This is a genomic window from Planctomonas sp. JC2975, assembly GCF_012985205.1.
GTDB lineage: Bacteria > Actinomycetota > Actinomycetes > Actinomycetales > Microbacteriaceae > Humibacter.
In genome coordinates, this window is sequence record NZ_JABEKS010000001.1 from 1,742,175 (window position 1) to 1,761,695 (window position 19,521).

Here is a 19,521-nt window from a genome sequence, read left to right on the forward strand (position 1 = left end):
TCGCGATAGTTAGTACCTGCGGTCGGACCCCGTGCCATCCGCGGATGGCATGCTGGCAGACATGGACCGTGTCGCCGCCCAGCCGCTCGAGCTGCTCCGCACCCGCACCAGCGAGAAGTGGACGGCGTACCCGCCGGATGTGCTTCCGCTCTTCGTCGCGGAGTCGGACTTCCCGCTCGCCGAGCCCGTGGCATCCGCGCTGCACGCCGCGATCGACCGTTCGGACACCGGCTACATCGGCGACGACGGCGGGGCTACGACGCAGGCATTCGCCTCCTTCGCGCGGCGCCGCTGGGGCTGGGACGTCGATTCCGCCCGCGTGCGCACCACGACGGATGTCAGCGTCGTGATCGCCGAGGGCCTCCGCGCCCTCATCGAGCCGGGCGACGGCGTCGTGATCATGCCGCCGGTGTATCCGCCGTTCTTCGAGCTCATCCCCGAGGCGGGAGGTCGCGTCGTGGAGGCGCCTCTCGCGCGCTCCGACGATGGTGGTTACCGCATCGACCTGGACGCGGTCGAGCGGGCGCTGGCATCCGGAGCCCGCGCTGTACTGCTCTGCAACCCGCACAATCCGCTCGGTCTCGTGCACACGCGCGACGAGCTCACCGCACTGAGCGAGGTCGTCGATCGGCACGGCGCCGTCGTGCTGAGCGACGAGATCCACGCCCCGCTGACGCACTCCGACGCCACGTTCGTTCCCTATCTCACGGTGTCGGAGGCCGCTCGGGAGCACACCATCGCCGCGCACTCCGCGAGCAAGGCGTTCAACCTCGCCGGTCTCAAGTGCGCGCTCTTCGTCACCGCGTCGGATCGCACGACGGCGCTGGTCGAGGGGCTTCCCGAGGAGGTGGAGGTGCGCACGAGCCTCTTCGGCCGCATGGCGACCACTGCAGCGTTCGAGCACGGCGACGCGTGGCTCGACGGCGTGGTCGCCTCGATCGAGGACAACCGACGTCGCCTGGCCTCGCTGCTCGCAGAGCGGATGCCATCCGTCGGCTACCTCGAGCCCCGTGCGAGCTACCTGACCTGGCTCGACCTCTCAGCACTCGGCTGGGGCGAGGATCCCGCGCCCGTCGCACTCGAACGCGCCAGAGTCGCCGTCAACAGCGGCCTGACGTTCGGGCGCGAGGGAGCAGGATTCGTTCGCCTCAACATCGGATGCTCGCCCGAGGTGCTCACCGAGGCCGTCGACCGCCTGGCACGCGCGGCGGCCTGACGAGCGATCCGGACCGCCGATCATGCGCAACGCGTGGCAGTCGCTGCTCAGGAGCCTGGCCGATCCAGGGCTCCTGCGCCTGAGGGCTGCTGCCGTCACCTACACGACTGCGGTGATCTGCGGAGTTCTCGCGGGCATCCCCGCTGCGATTCTCGGCAGCGGGCCCTCGCTCGTCGTGCTCGCCGTGATGCTGTCGATCAGCTTCACGGACGAACGCGCGGGTGCGACCGCCGCCCAGCGCTGGATCTCCCTCTGCATGCTGCCGCTCGTCGGCATCGCCGCCGTCGGCGTGGCGCGACTGATGGTCGGCGTTCCGCTTCTGGGCGATGCACTGTTCGTCGTCGTGCTTTCGGCCGGCGTCTGGGTGCGACGCTACGGCCCCACAGCATCCCGCATCGGCACCCTCGTCGCCCTGCCCTTCATCGCGGTGCTCGTCGTTCCCGCGCCAGTGAATCCCGGGCCGGGATTCACGCTCTGGGGTGCAGCCGTTGCACTGCTCGTGGCCGTCGTCGGTCTGCTCGTGCAGTGGCTTGCGCGCCTGACCGGTGTGACGCAGAGGCCACCGCGTGCTCTCACGGCTCCACCCGCAGGGGTCGCGACGCCCGAGTCAGGGGAACGCAGCGCAGCACCAACGCCGACACCAACACCCGAGACCGCAACCGCGCCCGCGGATCAACAGGGCATCCGACCCGGCCGGGGACGGATGCGTCCGATCGCCAGCACGCGCATGGCCATCCAGCTGGCGGTGACGCTGAGCGGTGCCTTCCTGATCGGGCATCTGGTGTTCGGCGAGCACTGGTTCTGGTGCGTGCTGACGGCGTACCTCGTCGCGAGCGGAAACCGCGGGCGAGGCGACGTCGTGTACAAGGGCATCCATCGCACGATCGGTGCAGCGGCCGGAACCGTGGTGGCCGCGTTGCTGTCGCTGGTGGCCACCACCGGCCCGGTGAGCCAGCAGGCGGCGGGGATGTCGCTGCTCGCCATCGCCGTCATCCTCGCGCTCGGCCTGTGGCTGCGTCCTGCCGGCTACGGCTGGTGGGCTGCGGCGATGACGGCGATGCTCTCCATCCTGCAGGAGGTCACGGGCACGCAGCCAGGGCCCGTGATGCTCGTGCGGCTCGCCGCGATCGTCGTCGCCGGCGCGTTCGCCGTCGCTGTCGCCTGGTGGGTGCTGCCTGTGCGCACCGGCGACGCGCTGCGCGCCCGCACCGCCGCAGTCCTCGGCGCACTGACCGGGCTGCTGCTGGCGTGCATCCGCGAGCCGGATGCCGTTCCGTACCTCCGCGCCGCGCTCGACGGCACGATCGCGGGACTGAAGCAGCTCGGTCCGACGCTGCGCTTGGAGCGGGCGACCCGCATGCGACGCCGTCGCGATGACCACCGCGCCGACGTGATCCCCGCCCTCGAGGCCTGCCGTCAGGAGGCGGACGCGGTCGCGTCCCATGTGGAGCACGGTCAGCCGCTCAGCGGTGCCGACGCTCGCCAGGCGGGCGCCATCGCGCGACGTCTCGGCCAGTACCGACGGATGCTCGCGGGCACGCCCGTCACCCTCCAGGGCCTCGAGACCCCGTCGTTCCCCGACCTGGGCACCGCCGTCGCCGACCTCGCTGCCCCGCTTCGCCTCGTCGCCCGTCCGGCGCGGAGCGGCGCCACCCGAACCAGCACGGTGCCCGGTCCGCGAGCGCCGGGCGCGGCCGAGCCCCACGCGACGGCGCGCGGGGATGCCCAGCACGACCGCTGAAGCCCGTCACTTGACGGGCACGTCCTGGCTCAGGGCACGACGACCGCTCGCCCGCGAAGCGTGCCATCGTGCAGGCGCCGGTACGCCTCCGGCGCGTCGTCGAGCGAGAACACCTCCGTCTCCACAGTGACGCTGCCGTTCCTGGCCAGTTCGAGCACCTCGAAGAGCTCGGATCGGCTGCCCCAGTACGGCGCCATGATCGAGGACTCGTACGGGTTGCCGCTGACGACGCCGACCTTCGCGGATCCGGCGCCGACGCCGACCAGCAACTGCCGTCCCTCGCTGCCCAGGATGGCCTGCCCGAGGTCGATCGTCGGCTGGATGACCACGAAGTCGAAGACGGCGTCCACGCCGTGCGGGGCAACGGAACGCACGTTGTCGGCTGCGGTGGCATCCGAGGCGAACACGTGATGCGCGCCGACTTCGCGGGCGAGCTCGAGTTTCTGCTCCGACACATCGAGGGCGATCACCCTCGCACTCGTGATGGCGCGCAGGATCTGGATCGCGACGTGGCCGAGTCCGCCCGCACCGATCACGACGGCGGTCGAGCCGGGCGCGAGACGGTCGATGGCGTACTTGATTGCGTGGTACGGCGTCAGACCGGCATCCGTCAACGCGACGTTCTGCACCGGATCCAGGTCGCCGAGCGGCACCAGATGGCGTGCGTTGTCCACGATGAGGTACTCGGCCATCGCGCCCGGAGCTCCGAGCCCTGGCGGCTGGATCCCCAGGGCGGCCGCGTTCTCGCAGTAGTTCTCCTTGCCCTGGGCGCAGTTGTAGCAATACCCGCAACCCCACGGCCCGTAGACCGCGACGGCCTCGCCGACGGACACGCCGATCACGCCGTCGCCGAGCTTGTCGACGATCCCGGCACCCTCGTGCCCGAGAGTGAGTGGAAGGTGGTAGCCGGCCGCTGCCTCCTCCGGCAGGCTCATCACGAACGAATCGGAGTGGCAGGCGCCGGCAGCGGTCACCTTCAGCCTCACCTGGCCTGGCCCGGGTTCCGGTGTCTCGAGTTCCACGACCTCCGGCTCCTGGCCGACGGCGCGATACTGCAGTGCCTTCATGGCTCCCCCAATCGGCGAGCGCGTTCGCCGCTCTCGCTCGCATCCAGTCTTGTCGCGGATGCGCGGGAGGGCCAGACCTCCGACCGGCACATGCCGTATGCCCGATCTCCCCGCCGAGCGCAGCGGATAGAAGGGCTGACGCAACGAGGACTGCCGGCCCTCACCACGATCGTGCGGATCAGAACGGGCGACGCACTGGCATCAACGGCGTGCTGCGGCCAAGCTGGGGACATGGTCGACTACGCGAACCCCCTTCGTCCCACCGAACGTGTCGCCGATCGCGACCGAGCGGATGCCGTGGCCGCCCTCGCGACAGCGCGAGACGAAGGCAGACTGTCGCCCGCCGAGTTCGAAGAGCGCTCCAACTTCGCCCGCACGGCCGTGACGTGGGGTGACCTCGCTCCCCTGTTCAAGGATCTCCCCCGGCCGCCCGCGCCCGCGACTCAGGACGACTGGGGCCGCCACTCCCGCGCGCTCGGCGGCGCTGTCGGCGCCACCATCATGGCGTTCATCCCGTTCCTGTCACTCGGCCTGTTCTTCATCGCGGGATTCGCCTGGAACGGCTGGGCCTGGGGCTGGCTGTTCTTCTTGCTGATCCCGCTGTGCGGCATCGTGATCTACGGTCCGGGGTCGGAGGACCGCCGGCGCCGCTGACGATCTCGTCGGCAGAACGACGAAGCGCCCGGACTCAGGGCCAGGCGCTTCGTGTGTGCCTCGGATCAGCGCGAGTAGTTCGGCGCCTCGACCGTCATCTGCACGTCGTGGGGATGGCTCTCCTTCAGCGACGCCGACGTGATGCGCACGAACTTTCCCTTCTCCTGCAGTTCGGGGATGGTGCGCGCGCCGACGTAGAACATCGTCTGGTGCAGTCCGCCGACGAGCTGGTGCGCGACGGTGTTGAGCGAGCCCTTGAACGGCACTTGACCCTCCACGCCCTCCGGGACGATGAGCGAGTCATCGGCCACTTCGGCCTGGAAATAGCGGTCCTTCGAATACGACTTCTTGCCGCGCGACGACATCGCGCCGAGTGAGCCCATGCCGCGATACGCCTTAAACTGCTTGCCGTTCACCAGGATGGTGTCGCCAGGCGTCTCCTCGGTGCCCGCGAGCATCGAGCCGAGCATGACCGCCTCGGCACCGGCCACGATGGCCTTTCCGATCTCTCCCGAGTGACGCATGCCACCATCGGCGATGATCGGGACGCCAGCAGCGCGAGCGGCCAGCGATGCCTCGTACACGGCGGTGATCTGCGGCACCCCGACGCCGGTGATGATGCGCGTGGTGCAGATGGAGCCTGGGCCGACACCGACCTTGATGCCGTCGGCGCCCGCGTCGACGAACGACTGCGCTCCTTCGCGGGTGGCGACGTTGCCCCCGATGACCTGCACGTCGCGCGTCGCAGGATCCTTCTTCAGCCTGGCGACCATCTCGATCAGCATGCGGACGTTGCCGTGCGCCGTGTCCGCGACCAGCACGTCGACGCCGGCGTCGATGAGTGTCGTCGCGCGCTGCCACGCGTCGCCGAAGTAGCCGATCGCCGCTCCGACGAGCAGGCGGCCGCTGCCGTCCTGCGACGCGTTCGGGAACTGCTCCGATTTGACGAAGTCCTTGACCGTGATGAGGCCGGTGAGACGGCCGGAATCGTCGATCAGCGGGAGTCGCTCGAGCTTGTGCTTGCGCAGCAGGGTCGTGGCCTCTCCGCGCGTGATCGTCGACGGACCCGTGATGAGCGGCGCGTGAGTCATGACGTCGGCCACGGTCGTCGTCTTCCACTCGGCGACCGGCGTGAAGCGGAGGTCGCGGTTCGTGACGATGCCGATCAGCCGCTGGTCGCCGTCGACGACGGGGAAGCCCGAGATGCGGTACTCGCCGGCGAGCGTGTCGAGCTCCTCGAGCGTTGCCGACTGGCCGATCGTCACGGGGTTGTCGATGATGCCGGTCTGCGTGCGCTTGACGAGATCGACCTGGCGCGCCTGGTCTTCGATCGACAGGTTGCGGTGCAGCACACCGATGCCGCCCTGGCGGGCCATGGCGATCGCCATCCTCGCTTCCGTCACCGTGTCCATGGCGGCCGAGACCAGAGGCACTCGCAGCGAGATCTCCCGGGTCAGCCGTGAGGTGGTATCGATGTCCGATGGGGCGAGGTCCGAGTATCCGGGAAGCAGAAGCACGTCGTCGTAGGTCAATCCCATGAAACCGAACGGGTCTGCCTGGTTCATCTCTCCCCTGTCTTCGCCTGGGTCGTTCATGAGGAGATCATCCCGAGAACGCCCGCTGTCCGACGCGGCGCGTGTGCGCCGGCATCGCTCTTGCTCGCCGTCACCCTCCGCGTCGGGAGGGCTGATCGTGGTGCAATCGCCCTGCACCAGCGCGTTCGGATGTTCCAGGATAACGCCGTGTTACTGACAAGAATTCCGGATGCCCGACGCGGCCGCGCGCATCAGCCGCCTCATGCAGGCACCGGCGCCGCCGAGCCGGGGGTGGGAGTGAGCGCTGCGACCACCCTCTTCACGCCCTTGCGGATCGCCCGGCCGGTGCGCTTGAACCAATCGTCGTCGTCCTTGTCGCGGTTGAGCACCAGAGCCACGACGCGCATGGCCGCGATGGCGAGCCACAGTGCGGCGAAAACGGTGTCCCCGGCACTCACATCGATGATCGCGATCACCGTCGACAGCACGGCGACGACGCATGCCAAGAGCACGTAGCGTGTGCGCCACACGTAACGCTGGTGCGATCCGCGTACGGCGCGACGATACGTGGCCAGCGCGTACGTCTCCGCGAAGTTCGCACCGAGCACCGCGCTGAGGAGCAGCAGCGTGCCGATCGACATGCCTCCACTATGCGCCAGGAGCACGGTGAACGACCCCGTGGATCCGCTTCGAGATCGCCCGCTCCCGCCGGGGAGAACGGCGGAACATCGGGATCAGCTCAGCAGGATCAGGGCAGCGCGATCAGGGCAATGCGATCAGCACGGGCGCGATCGACGCCACACGACCGGCGGACCGCAGACGTTCGGGCGCGGATACCCGGCATGCTCACTCGGGCAGCGGGTCGGATGCCACGGCATCCGTCGACTCCTCGTTCGCCGTTCCTGCTCGGCGGTCGCGACGTACGGCGAGTACGAGATCGACCGTGAGCACGGCGAGCGCGACCCACACCAGCCCGAAGCCGATCCAGCGTTCGACGGGCATCGGCTCGTGCAGCAGCGCTACCCCGACGATGAGCTGCAGGATCGGAGTGAAGTACTGGATGAAGCCCATCACGATGAGCGGCAGCCGTCTCGATGCCGCTGCGAAGAACAGCAGCGGCACGGCGGTGATGACGCCGGCTCCCACCAGAGCGACAGTGTGCCAAGGTCCCTCGTGACCGAGCGTGATCCCGGTGGTTGCGCCGACCACGATCAGCTGCACGGCGGCGACCGGCGCCAGCCACGCCGTCTCGAGCGTGAGTCCGCTGAGCGCATCCACATCGCGTCCGACCTGCTTCTTCACCAGCCCGTAGAGGCCGAAGGAGAACGCGAGGGCGAGGGCGATCCACGGCAGCTTGCCGTAGCCGACCGTGAGCACCACGACGGCGACGAGCGAGATGCCGATCGCGATCCACTGCGTCACGCGGAGGCGCTCCCGCAGCACGATCACTCCGAGCAGCACCGTCACGATCGGGTTGATGAAGTAGCCGAGCGATGCCTCGACCACCTGGCCCGACGTCGTCGCGTACACATACGTCTGCCAGTTCACGTAGATGAGCGCGCCTGCGGCGCCCATGATGAGCACGATGCGCGGCCGCTTCAGGATCGCGGCGAACGGGCGCCATGCCCTCGTGACCAGGATGGCTATCGCGCAGAAGACGAGCGAGAACAGAACGCGCCACGCGACGATCTCGAAGGGTCCGGTCGGCGCGAGCGCGATGAAGTAAATCGGCAGGAAGCCCCAGACGAGATACGCCGCAACGGCGTAGAAGATGCCGCGGCCGGTGTGGGACTGGCCGGATGCGTCCGTTCCTGCAGGTGACGCCTCTTGCGGCGTTTCGGGCTGCTGAGCGCTGGCATCGGATTCGGACACCAACCAATCGTATGCGTCACCCCCGGCGCTCGATCGCCGACCGATCCAGGCTCGGCTTCAGCCACCGAGCATCGATCGACAACCGGTGCGAAGTGCAGAAAACGCGCTTCGCCTGCGGCGGGAAGTGCGTTTTCTGCACGTGAGACGTGGCTCGGGCGCCGGCACGACGCCCGAACGGGTCCGTGGCAGTGGGCGGGGCGGTCGGGGCAAGGTGGAGACGCGGAAGGGGTCCGGATGCATGGCATCCGGACCCCTTCTTGAGCGTTGCGGCGAAGCGTGCCGCGAGCGTCAGCGCTCGATGACCGCCAGCACGTCGCGAGCCGACAGCACGAGGAACTCGTCGCCACCGAACTTGACCTCGGTTCCGCCGTACTTCGAGTAGAGAACCTTGTCGCCGACGTTCACGTCGAGCGGCACGCGGTTGCCGTTGTCGTCGATGCGACCGGGGCCGACGGCGATGACCTCGCCCTCCTGCGGCTTCTCCTTGGCGGTGTCGGGGATGACCAGGCCGGACGCAGTGGTCTGCTCAGCCTCAACCTGCTTGATAACGATGCGATCCTCGAGCGGCTTGATGGAGACCGACACGGTTGACCTCTTTCTGTACTTTGTACTGAAGACGTTGTTAGCACACTGACACTGAGAGTGCTAATGAGCAGTGTAGGCGCACGGTTGGCACTCGTGCAACGTGAGTGCAAACCAGGGTCATCGTCCGGGCGTCGCCGTGCGCACGACGGCCCCGGCTTCGACGGCCGGTATGACGTCAGTCGCCCAGTCTGCGGAACTCGCGGTCGACGTACGCCACCGACTCGCCTCGCTCGCCCACGTGGATGTCCAGCACCTCGGCGAGCACCAGCACCGACGATCCGACACTGGTCTGCTGCAGGATGCGGCACCTCAGCGCGACCCGGGCCTCCGCCAGGTGCGGCTCGCCCGTCGGCAGGTAGGACCACCCCTGCTCCGCCGTGAACCGCTCCGTTCCCGACACCGCGAACACCCGAGCGAGGTCGACGTGCTGCGCGTCGAGAAGGTGCACGAGGTGCGTCGGAGCGGAGAGGATACCGCCGGCACTGCCGGTCGCGCGTGTCACCGAGAAGGCCAGCGACGGCGGGTCGATCCCCACGGACGCCACGCTCGACGCGGTCAGGCCGACAGGCCCCTCTTCGGTCGTCGCAGTGATCAGCGCGATCCCCGCCGGATGCAGTCTGAAGGCCTCCTTGAAGGCGGCGGATGTCGCCTCCCGCGGCGGCACGGAACGAACGTCCTGCACGGCAGCCAGGGCTGCAGCTGCGACGGATGCGGTTGAGGATGCGGTTGTGGTCATGCGAGCTTCTGTCGGACTTCTGTCGAGCGCGGAAGGTACGGAGTGGGGGTGGGAGGCGCTCGATCATCGCTCCGGCGGTTGCTCAGAGTGCGCTCGTGGTGATGCCGCGCGCCACCCACCAGTGTACGACTCTAGAACCTCAACCAATGTTGAGGTCAAGTTCCGAGCTCTGCTCCGCTGCGATCGGGCGACCGAACCGCCGTCGGCCCGGTCGCGATAGGTTTGCGCAGTGGAACGCGCGGAACTGGTCGAGCTGCTGAGCCCGGAAGGCCTGCGCCTCCTGGACTCGCTGCCTCGATACGAGAGCGCAGCAGACGTGGTGCGCACGGTGTCCGCGTTGCGCAAGGAGGGGCATCCGCCCGGCCTGGTGGCGGCAGCGCTGACTCAGTCGAAGCTGCGAGCGAAGGCCGCGGGCAAATTCGGGCCGTTCGCCGATCGGATGCTGTTCACCGAGGCAGGGCTCGAGCAGGCGACGCGGCTGTCGGTCGCCGCGCGCCACGCCGCGCGGTTCTCGCGCGCCGGACTGACCAGGGTGGCGGATCTCGGCTGCGGCATCGGCGGGGATGCGATGGCATTCTCCGCCCTCGATCTCGAGGTCACGGCCGTGGACGCAGACGAGGTGACGGCCGCCATCGCCAGCTACAACCTGGCCCCGTTCCCGCAGTCGCAGGTGCTGAACGCCCGTGCCGAGGACGTCGACCTCGTCGGTCAGAACGCCGTCTACCTGGACCCCGCCCGCCGCACGTCGGGTCACGCGAACACGAGGCGGCTCTCCGATCCGGGCGACTGGTCGCCCAGCCTCGACTTCGCGTTCGGCGTGGCGGAGCGGATGCCCGTCGGCGTCAAGCTCGGACCCGGCGTCGACCACGCACTGCTCCCCGACGACGCGGAAGCCCAGTGGGTCTCCGTCGACGGCCAGGTCGTCGAGGTGGGCGTCTGGACGGGCACACTGGCGCGGGACGGCATCCGTCGTGCCGCGCTCGTTCTGCACGGCGATCGCGTCGCCGAGCTCACCGCCGCCGGCGATGCCGACGACGAACCGGTCGGCGAGCTGGGCGACTACCTGTACGAGCCGGACGGCGCCGTCATCCGTGCCAGGCTCATCGGCGACCTGGCACGAGGTCTCCAGGCACGGATGCTGCGGCACGACATCGCGTACCTCACCTCAGACTCATTCGTCGAGACCGACTTCGCCGTCGGGTTCCGCGTGCTCGAGGAGCTGCCGTACAAGGAGTCCGAGCTGCGGGCCGCGCTCGCGGCACGACACATCGGCACCCTCGAGATCAAGAAGCGCGGAGCGGATGTCGACCCCGCCGCCCTGCGCAAGCGGCTGAAGCTCAAGGGCGAGAGCTCTGGCACCCTCGTGCTGACCCGGATCGGCGCGCGGCACGTCGCGCTGCTGGTCGAGCGGATGGGCGCATCCGCCGGAGCGTGACCGGCCGGTGATCGCCGAGCTGGCGTGCCGGACCGGACGAATCCGATCGACGATCGCTCGAAGCAACAAGCCAGACCCGCAGAACGAAACGGGAACGGGCCGCCCCGTAGGACGACCCGTTCCCGGACGAGTGCGATCGAGTCGCGCTCAGTATGTGTAACTGTAGGACGCGCTCGCCACCGCGGCGATGATGATGAAGATGATCCAGAGCACGATGAACAGCACGGACACGAATCCAAGGATGATGCCCGTCAGCCACATGCCCTTCGCCTGAGGCTCGCGCGACTTGCCGAGGAACCCGAGAACGATGGCGGCGATCCCGAACAGCGCGCCCCATCCGAGCGAGATCACGCCGATGATGCCGCCGATCAGCGCGAGGATGCTCAGAACCGGTGACTTGCCGGCGGGTGCCGGCGCGTACGGCTGACCGTACTGCGGAGCACCGTAGGGCGGAACGGGCGGCTGCTGCGGTGCACCGTACTGCGGAACCGGCGGCTGCGGAGCGCCGTAAACCGGCGACTGCTGAGGCGCACCGTATCCGGGCTGCTGGGGTGCGCCATACGGCTGCTGAGGCGCGCCGTACGGCTGTTGCGGTGCGCCGTACGGCTGCTGCGGTGCGCCATAGCCCGGCTGCGGCGGGGCGGGAGGCTGCGGTGCTCCGTATCCCGGCTGCGGCGGCACGGGCGGCTGTGCCGGCGGCGGCGGTGCAGGCTGTTGCGGTGCCGCGTCAGGCTGTTGCGGCACCTGCTCCGGATTCTGCGGAGCGTTGGGGTCTGACATGGTGTTCCTTTCGTGAGCCATCGGACGCCGTCGACGCGCGCGTCCGAAGTATGCCTCTATGTCGCAGGAGCGTGATGCCTGACGGCACCACGCTCCGGGTTGCGACGATGCTATGACCGTCGCGGTGAGGCGAATCGCTCTGCTGCGACCGCCTCACCGACTGATCAGTACGAATTCAGGGACGAACTCACCGACGCCAGGACCGCAACGACGACGATGATCGCGATGATCTCGATCACGATGGCGACGAATCCGAGGATGATGCCGGTCAGCCAGAATCCCTTGGCCTGCGGCTCACGGCTCCTGCCGATGAAGCCGAGGACGATCGCCGCGATCGCGAAGAGTCCACCGAAGTAGAAGAACGCTCCGACGATGCCGATGATGCCGCCGACCAGGGACAGGATGCTGAGGATCGGCGATTTCTGAACCGGTCCGGGCGCGTAGGGCTGACCGTACTGCGGAGCTGCCGGTGCTGCGGGAGCGGCACCGTACTGCGGCGGGGCGGGCTGCTGGGGAGCCGCCGGCTGCGGTGGGACGGGTTGCGCCGGCGCGCCGTAGGCGGGCGGCTGCGGGGCGGGCGGAGGAACCGGAGCGCCTGCCGGCGGCTGCGAAGCAGGAGGCACGGGGGCCCCGGCAGGCTGCTGCGGAGCCGAATTCGGATCCTGAGGAGCGTTGGGGTCTGACATGTGCGTGGTCCTTTCGTGACCTGTCGCCGAAGCACGGACGCTTCGACCGTTCGCCCGCGACAAAACCTGAGCGAAAGCTGTGTATTCCAATGCTGGCATTGCACTCTGAGGGTGTCAACGAAGGCTGTCTCTGGCGTGTCACGCAGCTATGACCGCGGCCAGCCGTGCCGAGCTCGTCGAGCATGCCGCTCGATGCCCCGGCCGGCGGCGAACGGCTTGTCTGCTCAGACCTGGATGTCGGTGACCGGGAGGGTGGAATCCGCCCCGAAGTCGAGACCGCTCGGTCCGTGTCCGGCCGCGATGCGCTGCGCTGCGAGCGCGGCGATCATGGCGCCGTTGTCGGTGCACAGGGACAAGGCGGGAATGCGCAGGGTGATGCCGGCGGCATCCGCTCGCTCCTGCGCCAGCTGCCTGACGCGGGCGTTGGCGACGACGCCGCCGCCCAGCAGCAGGCGCGGCACCTCCCGGTCGACGCACGCCGCTACGGCCTTGCGCAGCAGCACGTCGGCGACGGCCTCGCGGAAGCTCGCCGCGACATCCGCAATGGGAACCGGCTCGCCGGAGTCCTCGCGTTTCTCGACCCAGCGCGCAACAGCGGTCTTCAGCCCCGAGAACGAGAAGTCGTACCGGTGCTTGGCCATGTCCTTGGGCAGCGTGAGCCCTCGTGGGAACCGGATGGCCGCTGGATCGCCGTCGAGTGCGACACGATCGATCTGCGGTCCCCCCGGATACGGCAGGCCGAGCACGCGCGCGACCTTGTCGAACGCCTCGCCCGCCGCGTCGTCGATGGTCTCGCCGAGCAGCTCGACGTCGTCGGTGAGACTGCGCACGTGCAGCAGCGACGTATGGCCGCCCGAGACGAGCAGTGCGATGGTCGGCAGCTCGATCTGGCGCCCCGGGCCGCCGTCTGCGTCCAGCAGGTCTGCGCCGACGTGGCCGACCAGGTGATTGACGCCGTACAGCGGCTTGTCCAGCGCGACGGCGAGCGCCTTAGCAGCGCCGACGCCGACCATGAGCGCGCCGGCGAGGCCGGGGCCGCTGGTGACCGCGACCGCGTCGACGTCTGCCAGGCGGATGCCGGCCCGCTCGACCGCCTCGGTGATGGTCGGCTCGAGCGCTTCGAGGTGCGCGCGCGCCGCGACCTCGGGCACGACTCCGCCGTAGCGCGCGTGCTCGTCCATGCTGGAGGCGATCATGTTGGCGAGGAGCCGGGTACCGCGCACGATGCCGACGCCGGTCTCATCGCACGAGGTCTCGATGCCGATGACCAGGGGTTCCGCTGCGGTCATGCGATGCCCTCCGACTGGCTGCGCTCGCTCGCGGAACCGACTCCGTCGCCGCCGCCCACGGAGTCCGGCGACGGGAGAATGAGACGCATGACGACCGCGTCGACGTCATCCGGCTGGTAGTAGTGCGGTCGCACGGCAAGCGCCTCGAATCCGAGGGAGCGGTACAGCTGCTGGGCGTTCGGGTTGTCGGCGCGCACCTCGAGGAACACATCGCGGACACCGCGCGAGGCGGCCTCCTCGATCATCGCGACCATGAGCCGGCGGCCGAGGCCGTGGCGACGGTGTCCGGGAGCGACGGCGATGGTCTGGATGTCCGCATCCAGCGATCCGCTCACCGCCCGGAGGCCGCCGTATGCGACGACCTCGCCATCGTCGTCGGCCACGAGGTAGTGGGAGTGCTCACCGGCCAACTCGGATGCCATGCCCGCGCTGGACCAGGCATCCGTCACGAAGATGGACGTCTCGAGCGCCATGATGGCGTCGAGATCCGCCCGTGTCGCCCGCCGCAAGGTCGGCCCGGCCGTCATGCCGTCACCCGCTTGGGGCCGCTGGACGGCGTTACATCAGGCGACCGCAGGTACAGCGGACGGTCCTCCGCGAACGGGCGGTGATGGAAGTAGAGCCACTCCGCGAGAAGCCCGAGCTGTCCGGCGGAGACGGATGCGGCGTCGTACCGCGACCCGCCATCGGCGTGCGGCAGCGCATCCGGCTTGCCGAGGCCCGGGCCGCCGATGCGTAGCGGGATGCCCACCTCGTCGATGCCGCCGTACTCGCTCCAGTAGAGCTCGCGGCGACGCGCATCCGTCACGACGAGGAGGCGTCCGGAGTGACCGGCCCCGTAGCGCTCCAGCGCGACCGCGTCGTGGCTGACGAGCGGGACGAGCGGCTTGCCAGCGCCCAGCGCGAAGGCCTTGGCGGCGGCGATGCCGACGCGCAGTCCGGTGAACGGACCTGGACCCATTCCGGCGACGACGCCGGACAGCCGCTCGGGAGTGACGGATGCCTGCACGAGCGCATCCCGGATCATCCCGCCGATCACCTCGGCGTGCCTCATCGTGTCCACGGTGCTCAGCTCGCTGAGGACCCCGGCGTCGCGGTCGACGACGGCCACGGACGTGCCGGCGGAGGTGTCTATGGCGAGGAGCACCCGTCAAGCGTAGTCACGGCGGCCGGTCAACGGATCGTCGGCGGCACGCGGCGCCGCGAATCCCCACGCGAGTCCCACCGCGATGGCGGCCATCCCCATCCAGCCGATGGGTGAGGGGAGGTCCGCTCCGAACAGAACGCCGAGGAGCGCCGCCGTCGGCGGCGCGAATCCGCCGGTCAGACCGGTGACCGCTGCGCCGACACGACCGACGCTCGTGAACCACAGCACGTAGGCGGATGCCGTGGCGATCGCACCCGCGTACACGATGCCGAGCAGCACGGGCACGGACAGGAGCTCCGGCCAGTGCGCACGCTCGAAGCCCACGGAGATCGCTCCGCACGCGACGGCGGCGATCGTCGTGGTCGCGAGCGAATAGGTCCATGAGCCGACCCGGTCGATCACGCGCGCACCGAGGAGCGTGAATGCGGCCTCGCACAGCATGAGCACGACGGCCATGGCGATGCCGAGGCCGTCGGCGTGCCCGCCGCCTTCCACGGCAACGGCGCCGAGCGCCACGACCACGGCCGCCGCGACGATCCGCAGGCTCGGTGCGCGCCGGCGCAGCAGCGGTGACAGGACCGCCAGCACGACGGGTACGCACGCGACGGCCGCGCCCAGGACGGCCGGATCGGCGTGCGCTGTACCGACCACGAGGGCGACGTTGAATGCAACGAGGCCGGTGGCCGAGCCCGCAACGATCCAGATCCATTCCCTTCCGTGCGGCAGCACGAGCCGGGCGCGGAATACGCGGACGAAAACGAGCAGGGCGATCGCCGCGAGCGCGTACCGGAGGCTCTGCACGGCGAACACCGGCGCGAACCGCAGCACGCCGCCGGTGAGCGCGACGACACTGCCGACGAACATCATCGAGACGGATCCGCGTACGGCCGCGGCCAGGTGGGACCCGCGTCTCGCGGTCGCGCCTGCGACGCCCGCGGGGTCCGCGTCGACCTGATCGGCGGCCCGAGATGCGGTCCGGAGGGTTGCCCGGGAGGTGGTCATGACAGCGATGCTCTTCGATATATGGACTGGTGCACAGTGCCAAGAGCGACGTAACGTGGTGTGCCAAATGGGAGCATCCGATTTCCTCCAGCTCGACTCAGGGCAAGCTCCTGCCGGCGAGCGCACGGCGTGGCTGGCGAGTCAGCTGCGCGCGGCCGTCGCGGACGGACGCCTTCCGCACGGTGCACGGCTGCCTGCGACCCGGGTGCTCGCCGCGGAGCTCGGGCTCGCGCGCGGCACCGTCGCCGAGGCCTATCGCCGTCTGCTCGAGGAAGGCCTGCTGGCGACCAACCGCGGCGGCGGCACGATCGTCACAGGCAGCCGCGGCCCGCGAGCTGCGGCTTCGGTCGAAACCCCGGACGCGGCGAGTGGATCCACGCTGCACAATTCGGCAGCCGGCTCGGCGGCGCGATCCCCGGAGCCGATCCTCGACCTCTCCACCGGACTGCCCGACCTGTCCGCGTTTCCGCGTGCCGCATGGCTGCGTGCCGAACGCGAGGTGCTCGACACGGCCGGCGCCAGGGAACTCGGCTACAGCAGGCCGGAGGGGCCGCTCGTTCTCCGCGAGGCGCTGAGCGAGTGGCTGGCGCGCAGCAGGGGCGTGGTCTGCACGCCCGACGATGTCATCGTGACAGGCGGAGTGACCGGAGCGATCGCCCTCCTGGCGCAGACCTTGCGCACGCACGACCTCACGCGCTGGGCGATGGAGGATCCGGGTTCGACGGGCACCCGCCGCCTGCTGGACTACTGGGTCGACGAGACGGTTCCCGTGGACGTCGACGACGACGGGATCGACGTCGGCGCCCTGCGCAGCACGGGAGCGCGGGTCGTCGTCGTCACACCCGCGCACGAGTATCCGACCGGGGTGGTGCTCGCACCCGAGCGCCGCCTGGCACTCGTGGACTGGGCGGAGGAGGTCGACGGCATCGTCATCGAGGACGACTACGACGCCGAGCACCGCTACGACCGGATGCCCGTTCGCGCCCTCCAGTCGTTGGCACCGCACCGGATCGCCTATGTCTCCAGCCTCTCGAAGACCCTGGCGCCTGCCCTCCGCCTGGGTTGGCTCGTGCCGCCGAAGCGCCTGCACGACGAGCTCGCCGAGCGACGGTGGGCGAGCGATCTCGGATCGCCGGTCGTCGCGCAGCTGGTGCTGGCACGGCTTCTGAAATCCGGGATCCTGGAGCGGCAGCTCCGTACGCTGCGCACCAGGCACAGGCAGCGCAGGGACGCGGCGGTGGCCGCGGTATCGCGGTACCTTCCGCAGGCCGAGGTGCAGGGCGTCGCAGCCGGACTGCATGTGCTGGTGCTGCTCCCCGATCACGTGGACGACGTGAAGCTCGCCGAGGACGCGCGGGAAAACGGCATCCGCGTCGCTCCGCTGTCGCCCATGCGCAGTCGGGCAGGGCGCCCCGGGATCGTCATCGCCTACGGGCACCATTCACCCGCCATCCTCGAGCGCGCCGTGCGGACGATCGGCCGACTGGTTGAGGCGACCGCCCCAACCGGCTGAGCTCGTCGGCACCGGCCGACTCCCGGACGCCGCCCGGAGCAAGTCTCGACGGGCTCGATCGGCGGTGCGAGGACGCGCTCGGGCGGGCTCGATCAGCGGTGCGAGGACGTGCTCCCCCAGCGGGGACCGTGAGGTGTCACGGTCACGATCCGCGGCTCGTCTGCGACGTCGGCGGCACCGTCTTCCGTGTCGTCATCGGCTTCTTCACCGCCCGCGCCCGTCGGGCGCTCGATCGAGACATCGAGCCAGGAGTCGGCGACGCCGTCCAGCATTCCGCTGCCCCACTCGACGACGACGACCGATCCCGCGAAGTCGATGTCGAGATCGTCGAGTTCGAGCGCCGAGCCGAGGCGGTAGGCGTCCACGTGCACGAGCGCGGGTCCGCCGGTCAACGACGGATGCGTCCTCGCCAGCACGAACGTGGGGCTCGTCACCGGTCCGCGCACGCCGAGTCCGTCCCCGAGGCCACGCGTCAGCGTCGTCTTACCTGCACCCAGCGGACCGGTCAGCACCACGAGGTCGCCTGCGCTCAGCCGGCGGCCGAGGTCGCGGCCGAACTGCTCCATCTCCTCGGTGGTCGGAATCGTGCGGATGCCGGCCAGGTGGGTCGCCGTCCGGCCTTGCTCGCCCGCGTGGCCGGCGTCCTCGCCGCCCGGACGATCACCGATCGACCCACCGCCGTTCGGGCTGTCACTCGCCGACATAGCGCCTCGTCACCCGGCGTCCGAGCCGCGTCACGATCTCGTAGCCGATCGTGTCGGCGGCACGGGCCCAGTCCTCAGCCGACGGGACTCCCTGTTCCGGATCCCCGAACAGCACGACCTCGTCGCCGACCGCGACGTGACTGTCGGCCACCGCGATGACGATCTGGTCCATCGCAACCCGTCCGGCGATCGGATGCCTCGTCCCGCCGATCGACACCTCCGCGCGCCCGGATGCCTGTCGCGGCACGCCGTCCGCGTACCCGACGGGCACGAGAGCGAGGTCGGTGTCCTCCGGCGCACGATACGTGTGGCCGTAAGAGACGCCCTGCCCCTCGGGGATCCGGCGCACCGCGACCACGCGCGAGCGCAGCGTCATCGCCGGCCGCAGCCCGAACTCGCTCGGCTCGCGGTCCGAGAACGGGGAGATGCCGTAAACGGAGATGCCGAGGCGAACCGTGTTGTAGCGCGTGCGCGGCAGGGTGAGCGCTGCGCCGCTGGCGGCCAGGTGCACGAACTCCGGGTCCAGGCCGGCGCGCGCCGCCTCCGCCAGCCCGCGGTCGAACGCATCGGCCTGGGCGGTATCCGCTTCTGGGGAGGTGCCGGAGAGGTGGCTGAAGACGCCGGCCACGCGGACGGTGCCGGCCGTTTCCGCGGCTCGGGCGGCGCGCACGGCGGCCGCCCACGCGTCCGGCGTCACGCCGTTGCGGCTGAGTCCGGTGTCGAGCTTGAGGTGGATCACGGCCGTGCGGCCGGCGCGCTGCGCAGCTTGCACGACGGAGTCCAGTTGGTCGATCGACGAGACGCCGATCTCGATGTCGTCGGCGATTGCCGCGTCGAAGTCTGCGTCCGAGTCGTGCAGCCACGACAGGATCGGCGCCGTGATGCCCTCGTCGCGCAGCTCGAGCGCCTCGGCGAGGTCGGCAACGCCCAGTCGGTCAGCTCCTCCGGCGAGCGCGGCGCGCGCGGACGGGACAGCGCCGTGACCATAGCCGTTCGCCTTGACGACGGCGAACGTGTGCTCGGTGCCGATCGCAGCGCGAAGCGTCTCGACATTGCGGCGGATCGCACCGAGGTCGACGACCGCTTCGCGCAGCGGCGCCTGCTCGCTCATCGGTCGCCGCCCTCTGTCGGATCCGGCCGATCCGTGGTCGCAGCAGTGTCGGGCCGCACGAGCGGATCAGCGGTCTCGGCCACCACGAAGGCGCAGGCGACGCCTGCGTCATGCGTCATCGTGAGGTGCCAGCGCACGATTCCGCGGGCGGCCGCGAGTTCGGCGACGGATCCGTGCAGTGCCAGATCCGGGTTCCCGTGGCTGTCGGAGACCACCTCGATGTCGATCGCCTTCGCGATGTCGCCGCGCCCGAGCGCCTTGACCACTGCCTCTTTGGCGGCGAATCGGGCGGCCAACGAGTGCAGCGGCAGGTCGCGTTCGCTCTCAGCGAACAGGCGCAGGAGAAGCTTCGGCGTACGCGTGATGGCCCGGTCGAACCGTTCAAGGTCGACGATGTCGACGCCGATGCCCGCGATCATGACGTTCCTCGCATGCCGCTGCCTGACAT

Annotated in this window: 20 protein-coding genes; 5 read left to right on the forward strand and 15 right to left on the reverse strand. The window is 69.7% G+C overall.

The window, feature by feature from the left end:
• Nucleotides 1-61: 61 nt before the first annotated feature.
• Together HII28_RS07885 and HII28_RS07890 are read left to right on the forward strand one after the other, a co-directional pair.
• Nucleotides 62-1,216: an aminotransferase class I/II-fold pyridoxal phosphate-dependent enzyme gene (locus HII28_RS07885; RefSeq protein ID WP_170024893.1), complete on the forward strand. Its 1,155-nt coding sequence runs from the start codon at nucleotides 62-64 to the stop codon at nucleotides 1,214-1,216.
• A 22-nt stretch (nucleotides 1,217-1,238) separates the two neighbouring features.
• A complete protein-coding gene (locus HII28_RS07890) occupies nucleotides 1,239-2,957 on the forward strand; it encodes an FUSC family protein (RefSeq protein WP_170024894.1) in 1,719 nt (572 codons plus the stop codon).
• 29 nt (nucleotides 2,958-2,986) lie between these two features.
• Here the strand turns inward: HII28_RS07890 and HII28_RS07895 are convergent, their stop codons facing one another.
• Nucleotides 2,987-4,024, reverse strand: coding sequence for an NAD(P)-dependent alcohol dehydrogenase (locus HII28_RS07895; RefSeq protein WP_170024895.1), 1,038 nt, complete (start codon nucleotides 4,022-4,024; stop codon nucleotides 2,987-2,989).
• 231 nt (nucleotides 4,025-4,255) lie between these two features.
• Between HII28_RS07895 and HII28_RS07900 the strand changes: the two genes are divergently transcribed.
• Nucleotides 4,256-4,678, forward strand: a complete 423-nt coding sequence (locus HII28_RS07900; protein WP_170024896.1) for a DUF1707 domain-containing protein — start codon at nucleotides 4,256-4,258, stop codon at nucleotides 4,676-4,678.
• 65 nt (nucleotides 4,679-4,743) lie between these two features.
• On the opposite strand, the gene guaB is transcribed toward HII28_RS07900, so the two are convergent.
• From guaB to HII28_RS07925, 5 genes are all read right to left on the reverse strand, one after another.
• Nucleotides 4,744-6,273: an IMP dehydrogenase gene (gene guaB / locus HII28_RS07905; RefSeq protein WP_277348399.1), complete on the reverse strand. Its 1,530-nt coding sequence runs from the start codon at nucleotides 6,271-6,273 to the stop codon at nucleotides 4,744-4,746.
• A 200-nt stretch (nucleotides 6,274-6,473) separates the two neighbouring features.
• Entirely contained in the window at nucleotides 6,474-6,854 is a 381-nt protein-coding gene (locus HII28_RS07910) for a hypothetical protein (RefSeq protein WP_170024897.1), read from the reverse strand.
• Between the two features lie 205 nt (nucleotides 6,855-7,059).
• The gene (gene rarD, locus HII28_RS07915) at nucleotides 7,060-7,986 is read right to left on the reverse strand and encodes an EamA family transporter RarD (RefSeq protein ID WP_346769322.1); all 927 of its coding nucleotides are present in this window, start codon (nucleotides 7,984-7,986) and stop codon (nucleotides 7,060-7,062) included.
• Between the two features lie 387 nt (nucleotides 7,987-8,373).
• Nucleotides 8,374-8,670 carry a co-chaperone GroES gene (gene groES / locus HII28_RS07920; RefSeq protein WP_170024899.1) on the reverse strand — a complete coding sequence of 99 codons (297 nt, stop codon included), beginning with the start codon at nucleotides 8,668-8,670 and terminating at the stop codon, nucleotides 8,374-8,376.
• Nucleotides 8,671-8,845: 175 nt separating this feature from the next.
• Nucleotides 8,846-9,406 (reverse strand): flavin reductase family protein, encoded by a 561-nt coding sequence (locus HII28_RS07925; RefSeq protein ID WP_170024900.1) that lies wholly within the window; start codon nucleotides 9,404-9,406, stop codon nucleotides 8,846-8,848.
• Nucleotides 9,407-9,635: 229 nt separating this feature from the next.
• Here HII28_RS07925 and HII28_RS07930 point away from each other — a divergent pair, with 229 nt between their 5' ends.
• Nucleotides 9,636-10,841 (forward strand): class I SAM-dependent methyltransferase, encoded by a 1,206-nt coding sequence (locus HII28_RS07930; RefSeq protein ID WP_170024901.1) that lies wholly within the window; start codon nucleotides 9,636-9,638, stop codon nucleotides 10,839-10,841.
• Nucleotides 10,842-10,988: 147 nt separating this feature from the next.
• On the opposite strand, the gene HII28_RS07935 is transcribed toward HII28_RS07930, so the two are convergent.
• The 6 genes from HII28_RS07935 to HII28_RS20155 form a co-directional block, all read right to left on the reverse strand.
• Nucleotides 10,989-11,621 (reverse strand): DUF4190 domain-containing protein, encoded by a 633-nt coding sequence (locus tag HII28_RS07935; protein WP_170023361.1) that lies wholly within the window; start codon nucleotides 11,619-11,621, stop codon nucleotides 10,989-10,991.
• 164 nt (nucleotides 11,622-11,785) lie between these two features.
• Nucleotides 11,786-12,307 carry a DUF4190 domain-containing protein gene (locus HII28_RS07940; RefSeq protein WP_170024902.1) on the reverse strand — a complete coding sequence of 174 codons (522 nt, stop codon included), beginning with the start codon at nucleotides 12,305-12,307 and terminating at the stop codon, nucleotides 11,786-11,788.
• Between the two features lie 224 nt (nucleotides 12,308-12,531).
• Nucleotides 12,532-13,596, reverse strand: coding sequence for a tRNA (adenosine(37)-N6)-threonylcarbamoyltransferase complex transferase subunit TsaD (tsaD, locus tag HII28_RS07945; RefSeq protein WP_170024903.1), 1,065 nt, complete (start codon nucleotides 13,594-13,596; stop codon nucleotides 12,532-12,534).
• Nucleotides 13,593-14,123 carry a ribosomal protein S18-alanine N-acetyltransferase gene (gene rimI, locus HII28_RS07950; RefSeq protein WP_170024904.1) on the reverse strand — a complete coding sequence of 177 codons (531 nt, stop codon included), beginning with the start codon at nucleotides 14,121-14,123 and terminating at the stop codon, nucleotides 13,593-13,595. Before rimI ends, tsaD begins: the two co-directional genes overlap by 4 nt.
• Nucleotides 14,120-14,743, reverse strand: coding sequence for a tRNA (adenosine(37)-N6)-threonylcarbamoyltransferase complex dimerization subunit type 1 TsaB (gene tsaB / locus HII28_RS07955; protein ID WP_170024905.1), 624 nt, complete (start codon nucleotides 14,741-14,743; stop codon nucleotides 14,120-14,122). Before tsaB ends, rimI begins: the two co-directional genes overlap by 4 nt.
• A 3-nt stretch (nucleotides 14,744-14,746) precedes the next feature.
• The gene (locus tag HII28_RS20155; protein WP_170024906.1) at nucleotides 14,747-15,745 is read right to left on the reverse strand and encodes a DMT family transporter; all 999 of its coding nucleotides are present in this window, start codon (nucleotides 15,743-15,745) and stop codon (nucleotides 14,747-14,749) included.
• A gap of 67 nt (nucleotides 15,746-15,812) precedes the next feature.
• Here HII28_RS20155 and HII28_RS07965 point away from each other — a divergent pair, with 67 nt between their 5' ends.
• Nucleotides 15,813-17,258, forward strand: a complete 1,446-nt coding sequence (locus HII28_RS07965) for a PLP-dependent aminotransferase family protein (protein WP_170024907.1) — start codon at nucleotides 15,813-15,815, stop codon at nucleotides 17,256-17,258.
• A 92-nt stretch (nucleotides 17,259-17,350) separates the two neighbouring features.
• Here HII28_RS07965 and tsaE read toward each other — a convergent pair whose 3' ends face one another.
• The 3 genes from tsaE to HII28_RS07980 all read right to left on the reverse strand — a co-directional run bounded on the left by tsaE (nucleotide 17,351) and on the right by HII28_RS07980 (nucleotide 19,492).
• Nucleotides 17,351-17,824: a tRNA (adenosine(37)-N6)-threonylcarbamoyltransferase complex ATPase subunit type 1 TsaE gene (tsaE, locus tag HII28_RS07970; protein ID WP_240977697.1), complete on the reverse strand. Its 474-nt coding sequence runs from the start codon at nucleotides 17,822-17,824 to the stop codon at nucleotides 17,351-17,353.
• A 124-nt stretch (nucleotides 17,825-17,948) separates the two neighbouring features.
• Nucleotides 17,949-19,073: an alanine racemase gene (gene alr, locus HII28_RS07975; protein WP_170024909.1), complete on the reverse strand. Its 1,125-nt coding sequence runs from the start codon at nucleotides 19,071-19,073 to the stop codon at nucleotides 17,949-17,951.
• On the reverse strand, nucleotides 19,070-19,492 hold the full coding sequence (locus HII28_RS07980; protein ID WP_170024910.1) for a holo-ACP synthase: 423 nt from the start codon (nucleotides 19,490-19,492) through the stop codon (nucleotides 19,070-19,072). Before HII28_RS07980 ends, alr begins: the two co-directional genes overlap by 4 nt.
• Nucleotides 19,493-19,521: the final 29 nt, after the last annotated feature.

What these genes read in the sequence shown, in the direction of transcription:
- HII28_RS07910 (WP_170024897.1), bottom strand. Translation starts at nt 6,854, where the DNA reads ATGTCGATCGGCACGCTGCTGCTCCTCAGCGCGGTGCTCGGTGCGAAC.
- tsaD (WP_170024903.1), bottom strand. Translation starts at nt 13,596, where the DNA reads ATGACCGCAGCGGAACCCCTGGTCATCGGCATCGAGACCTCGTGCGAT.
- tsaE (WP_240977697.1), bottom strand. Translation starts at nt 17,824, where the DNA reads ATGGAGCAGTTCGGCCGCGACCTCGGCCGCCGGCTGAGCGCAGGCGAC.
- HII28_RS07895 (WP_170024895.1), bottom strand. Translation starts at nt 4,024, where the DNA reads ATGAAGGCACTGCAGTATCGCGCCGTCGGCCAGGAGCCGGAGGTCGTG.
- rimI (WP_170024904.1), bottom strand. Translation starts at nt 14,123, where the DNA reads ATGACGGCCGGGCCGACCTTGCGGCGGGCGACACGGGCGGATCTCGAC.
- guaB (WP_277348399.1), bottom strand. Translation starts at nt 6,273, where the DNA reads ATGAACGACCCAGGCGAAGACAGGGGAGAGATGAACCAGGCAGACCCG.
- HII28_RS07940 (WP_170024902.1), bottom strand. Translation starts at nt 12,307, where the DNA reads ATGTCAGACCCCAACGCTCCTCAGGATCCGAATTCGGCTCCGCAGCAG.
- HII28_RS07935 (WP_170023361.1), bottom strand. Translation starts at nt 11,621, where the DNA reads ATGTCAGACCCCAACGCTCCGCAGAATCCGGAGCAGGTGCCGCAACAG.
- HII28_RS07965 (WP_170024907.1), top strand. Translation starts at nt 15,813, where the DNA reads ATGGGAGCATCCGATTTCCTCCAGCTCGACTCAGGGCAAGCTCCTGCC.
- HII28_RS07890 (WP_170024894.1), top strand. Translation starts at nt 1,239, where the DNA reads ATGCGCAACGCGTGGCAGTCGCTGCTCAGGAGCCTGGCCGATCCAGGG.
- HII28_RS07925 (WP_170024900.1), bottom strand. Translation starts at nt 9,406, where the DNA reads ATGACCACAACCGCATCCTCAACCGCATCCGTCGCAGCTGCAGCCCTG.
- alr (WP_170024909.1), bottom strand. Translation starts at nt 19,073, where the DNA reads ATGAGCGAGCAGGCGCCGCTGCGCGAAGCGGTCGTCGACCTCGGTGCG.
- HII28_RS20155 (WP_170024906.1), bottom strand. Translation starts at nt 15,745, where the DNA reads ATGACCACCTCCCGGGCAACCCTCCGGACCGCATCTCGGGCCGCCGAT.
- HII28_RS07980 (WP_170024910.1), bottom strand. Translation starts at nt 19,492, where the DNA reads ATGATCGCGGGCATCGGCGTCGACATCGTCGACCTTGAACGGTTCGAC.
- HII28_RS07885 (WP_170024893.1), top strand. Translation starts at nt 62, where the DNA reads ATGGACCGTGTCGCCGCCCAGCCGCTCGAGCTGCTCCGCACCCGCACC.
- HII28_RS07900 (WP_170024896.1), top strand. Translation starts at nt 4,256, where the DNA reads ATGGTCGACTACGCGAACCCCCTTCGTCCCACCGAACGTGTCGCCGAT.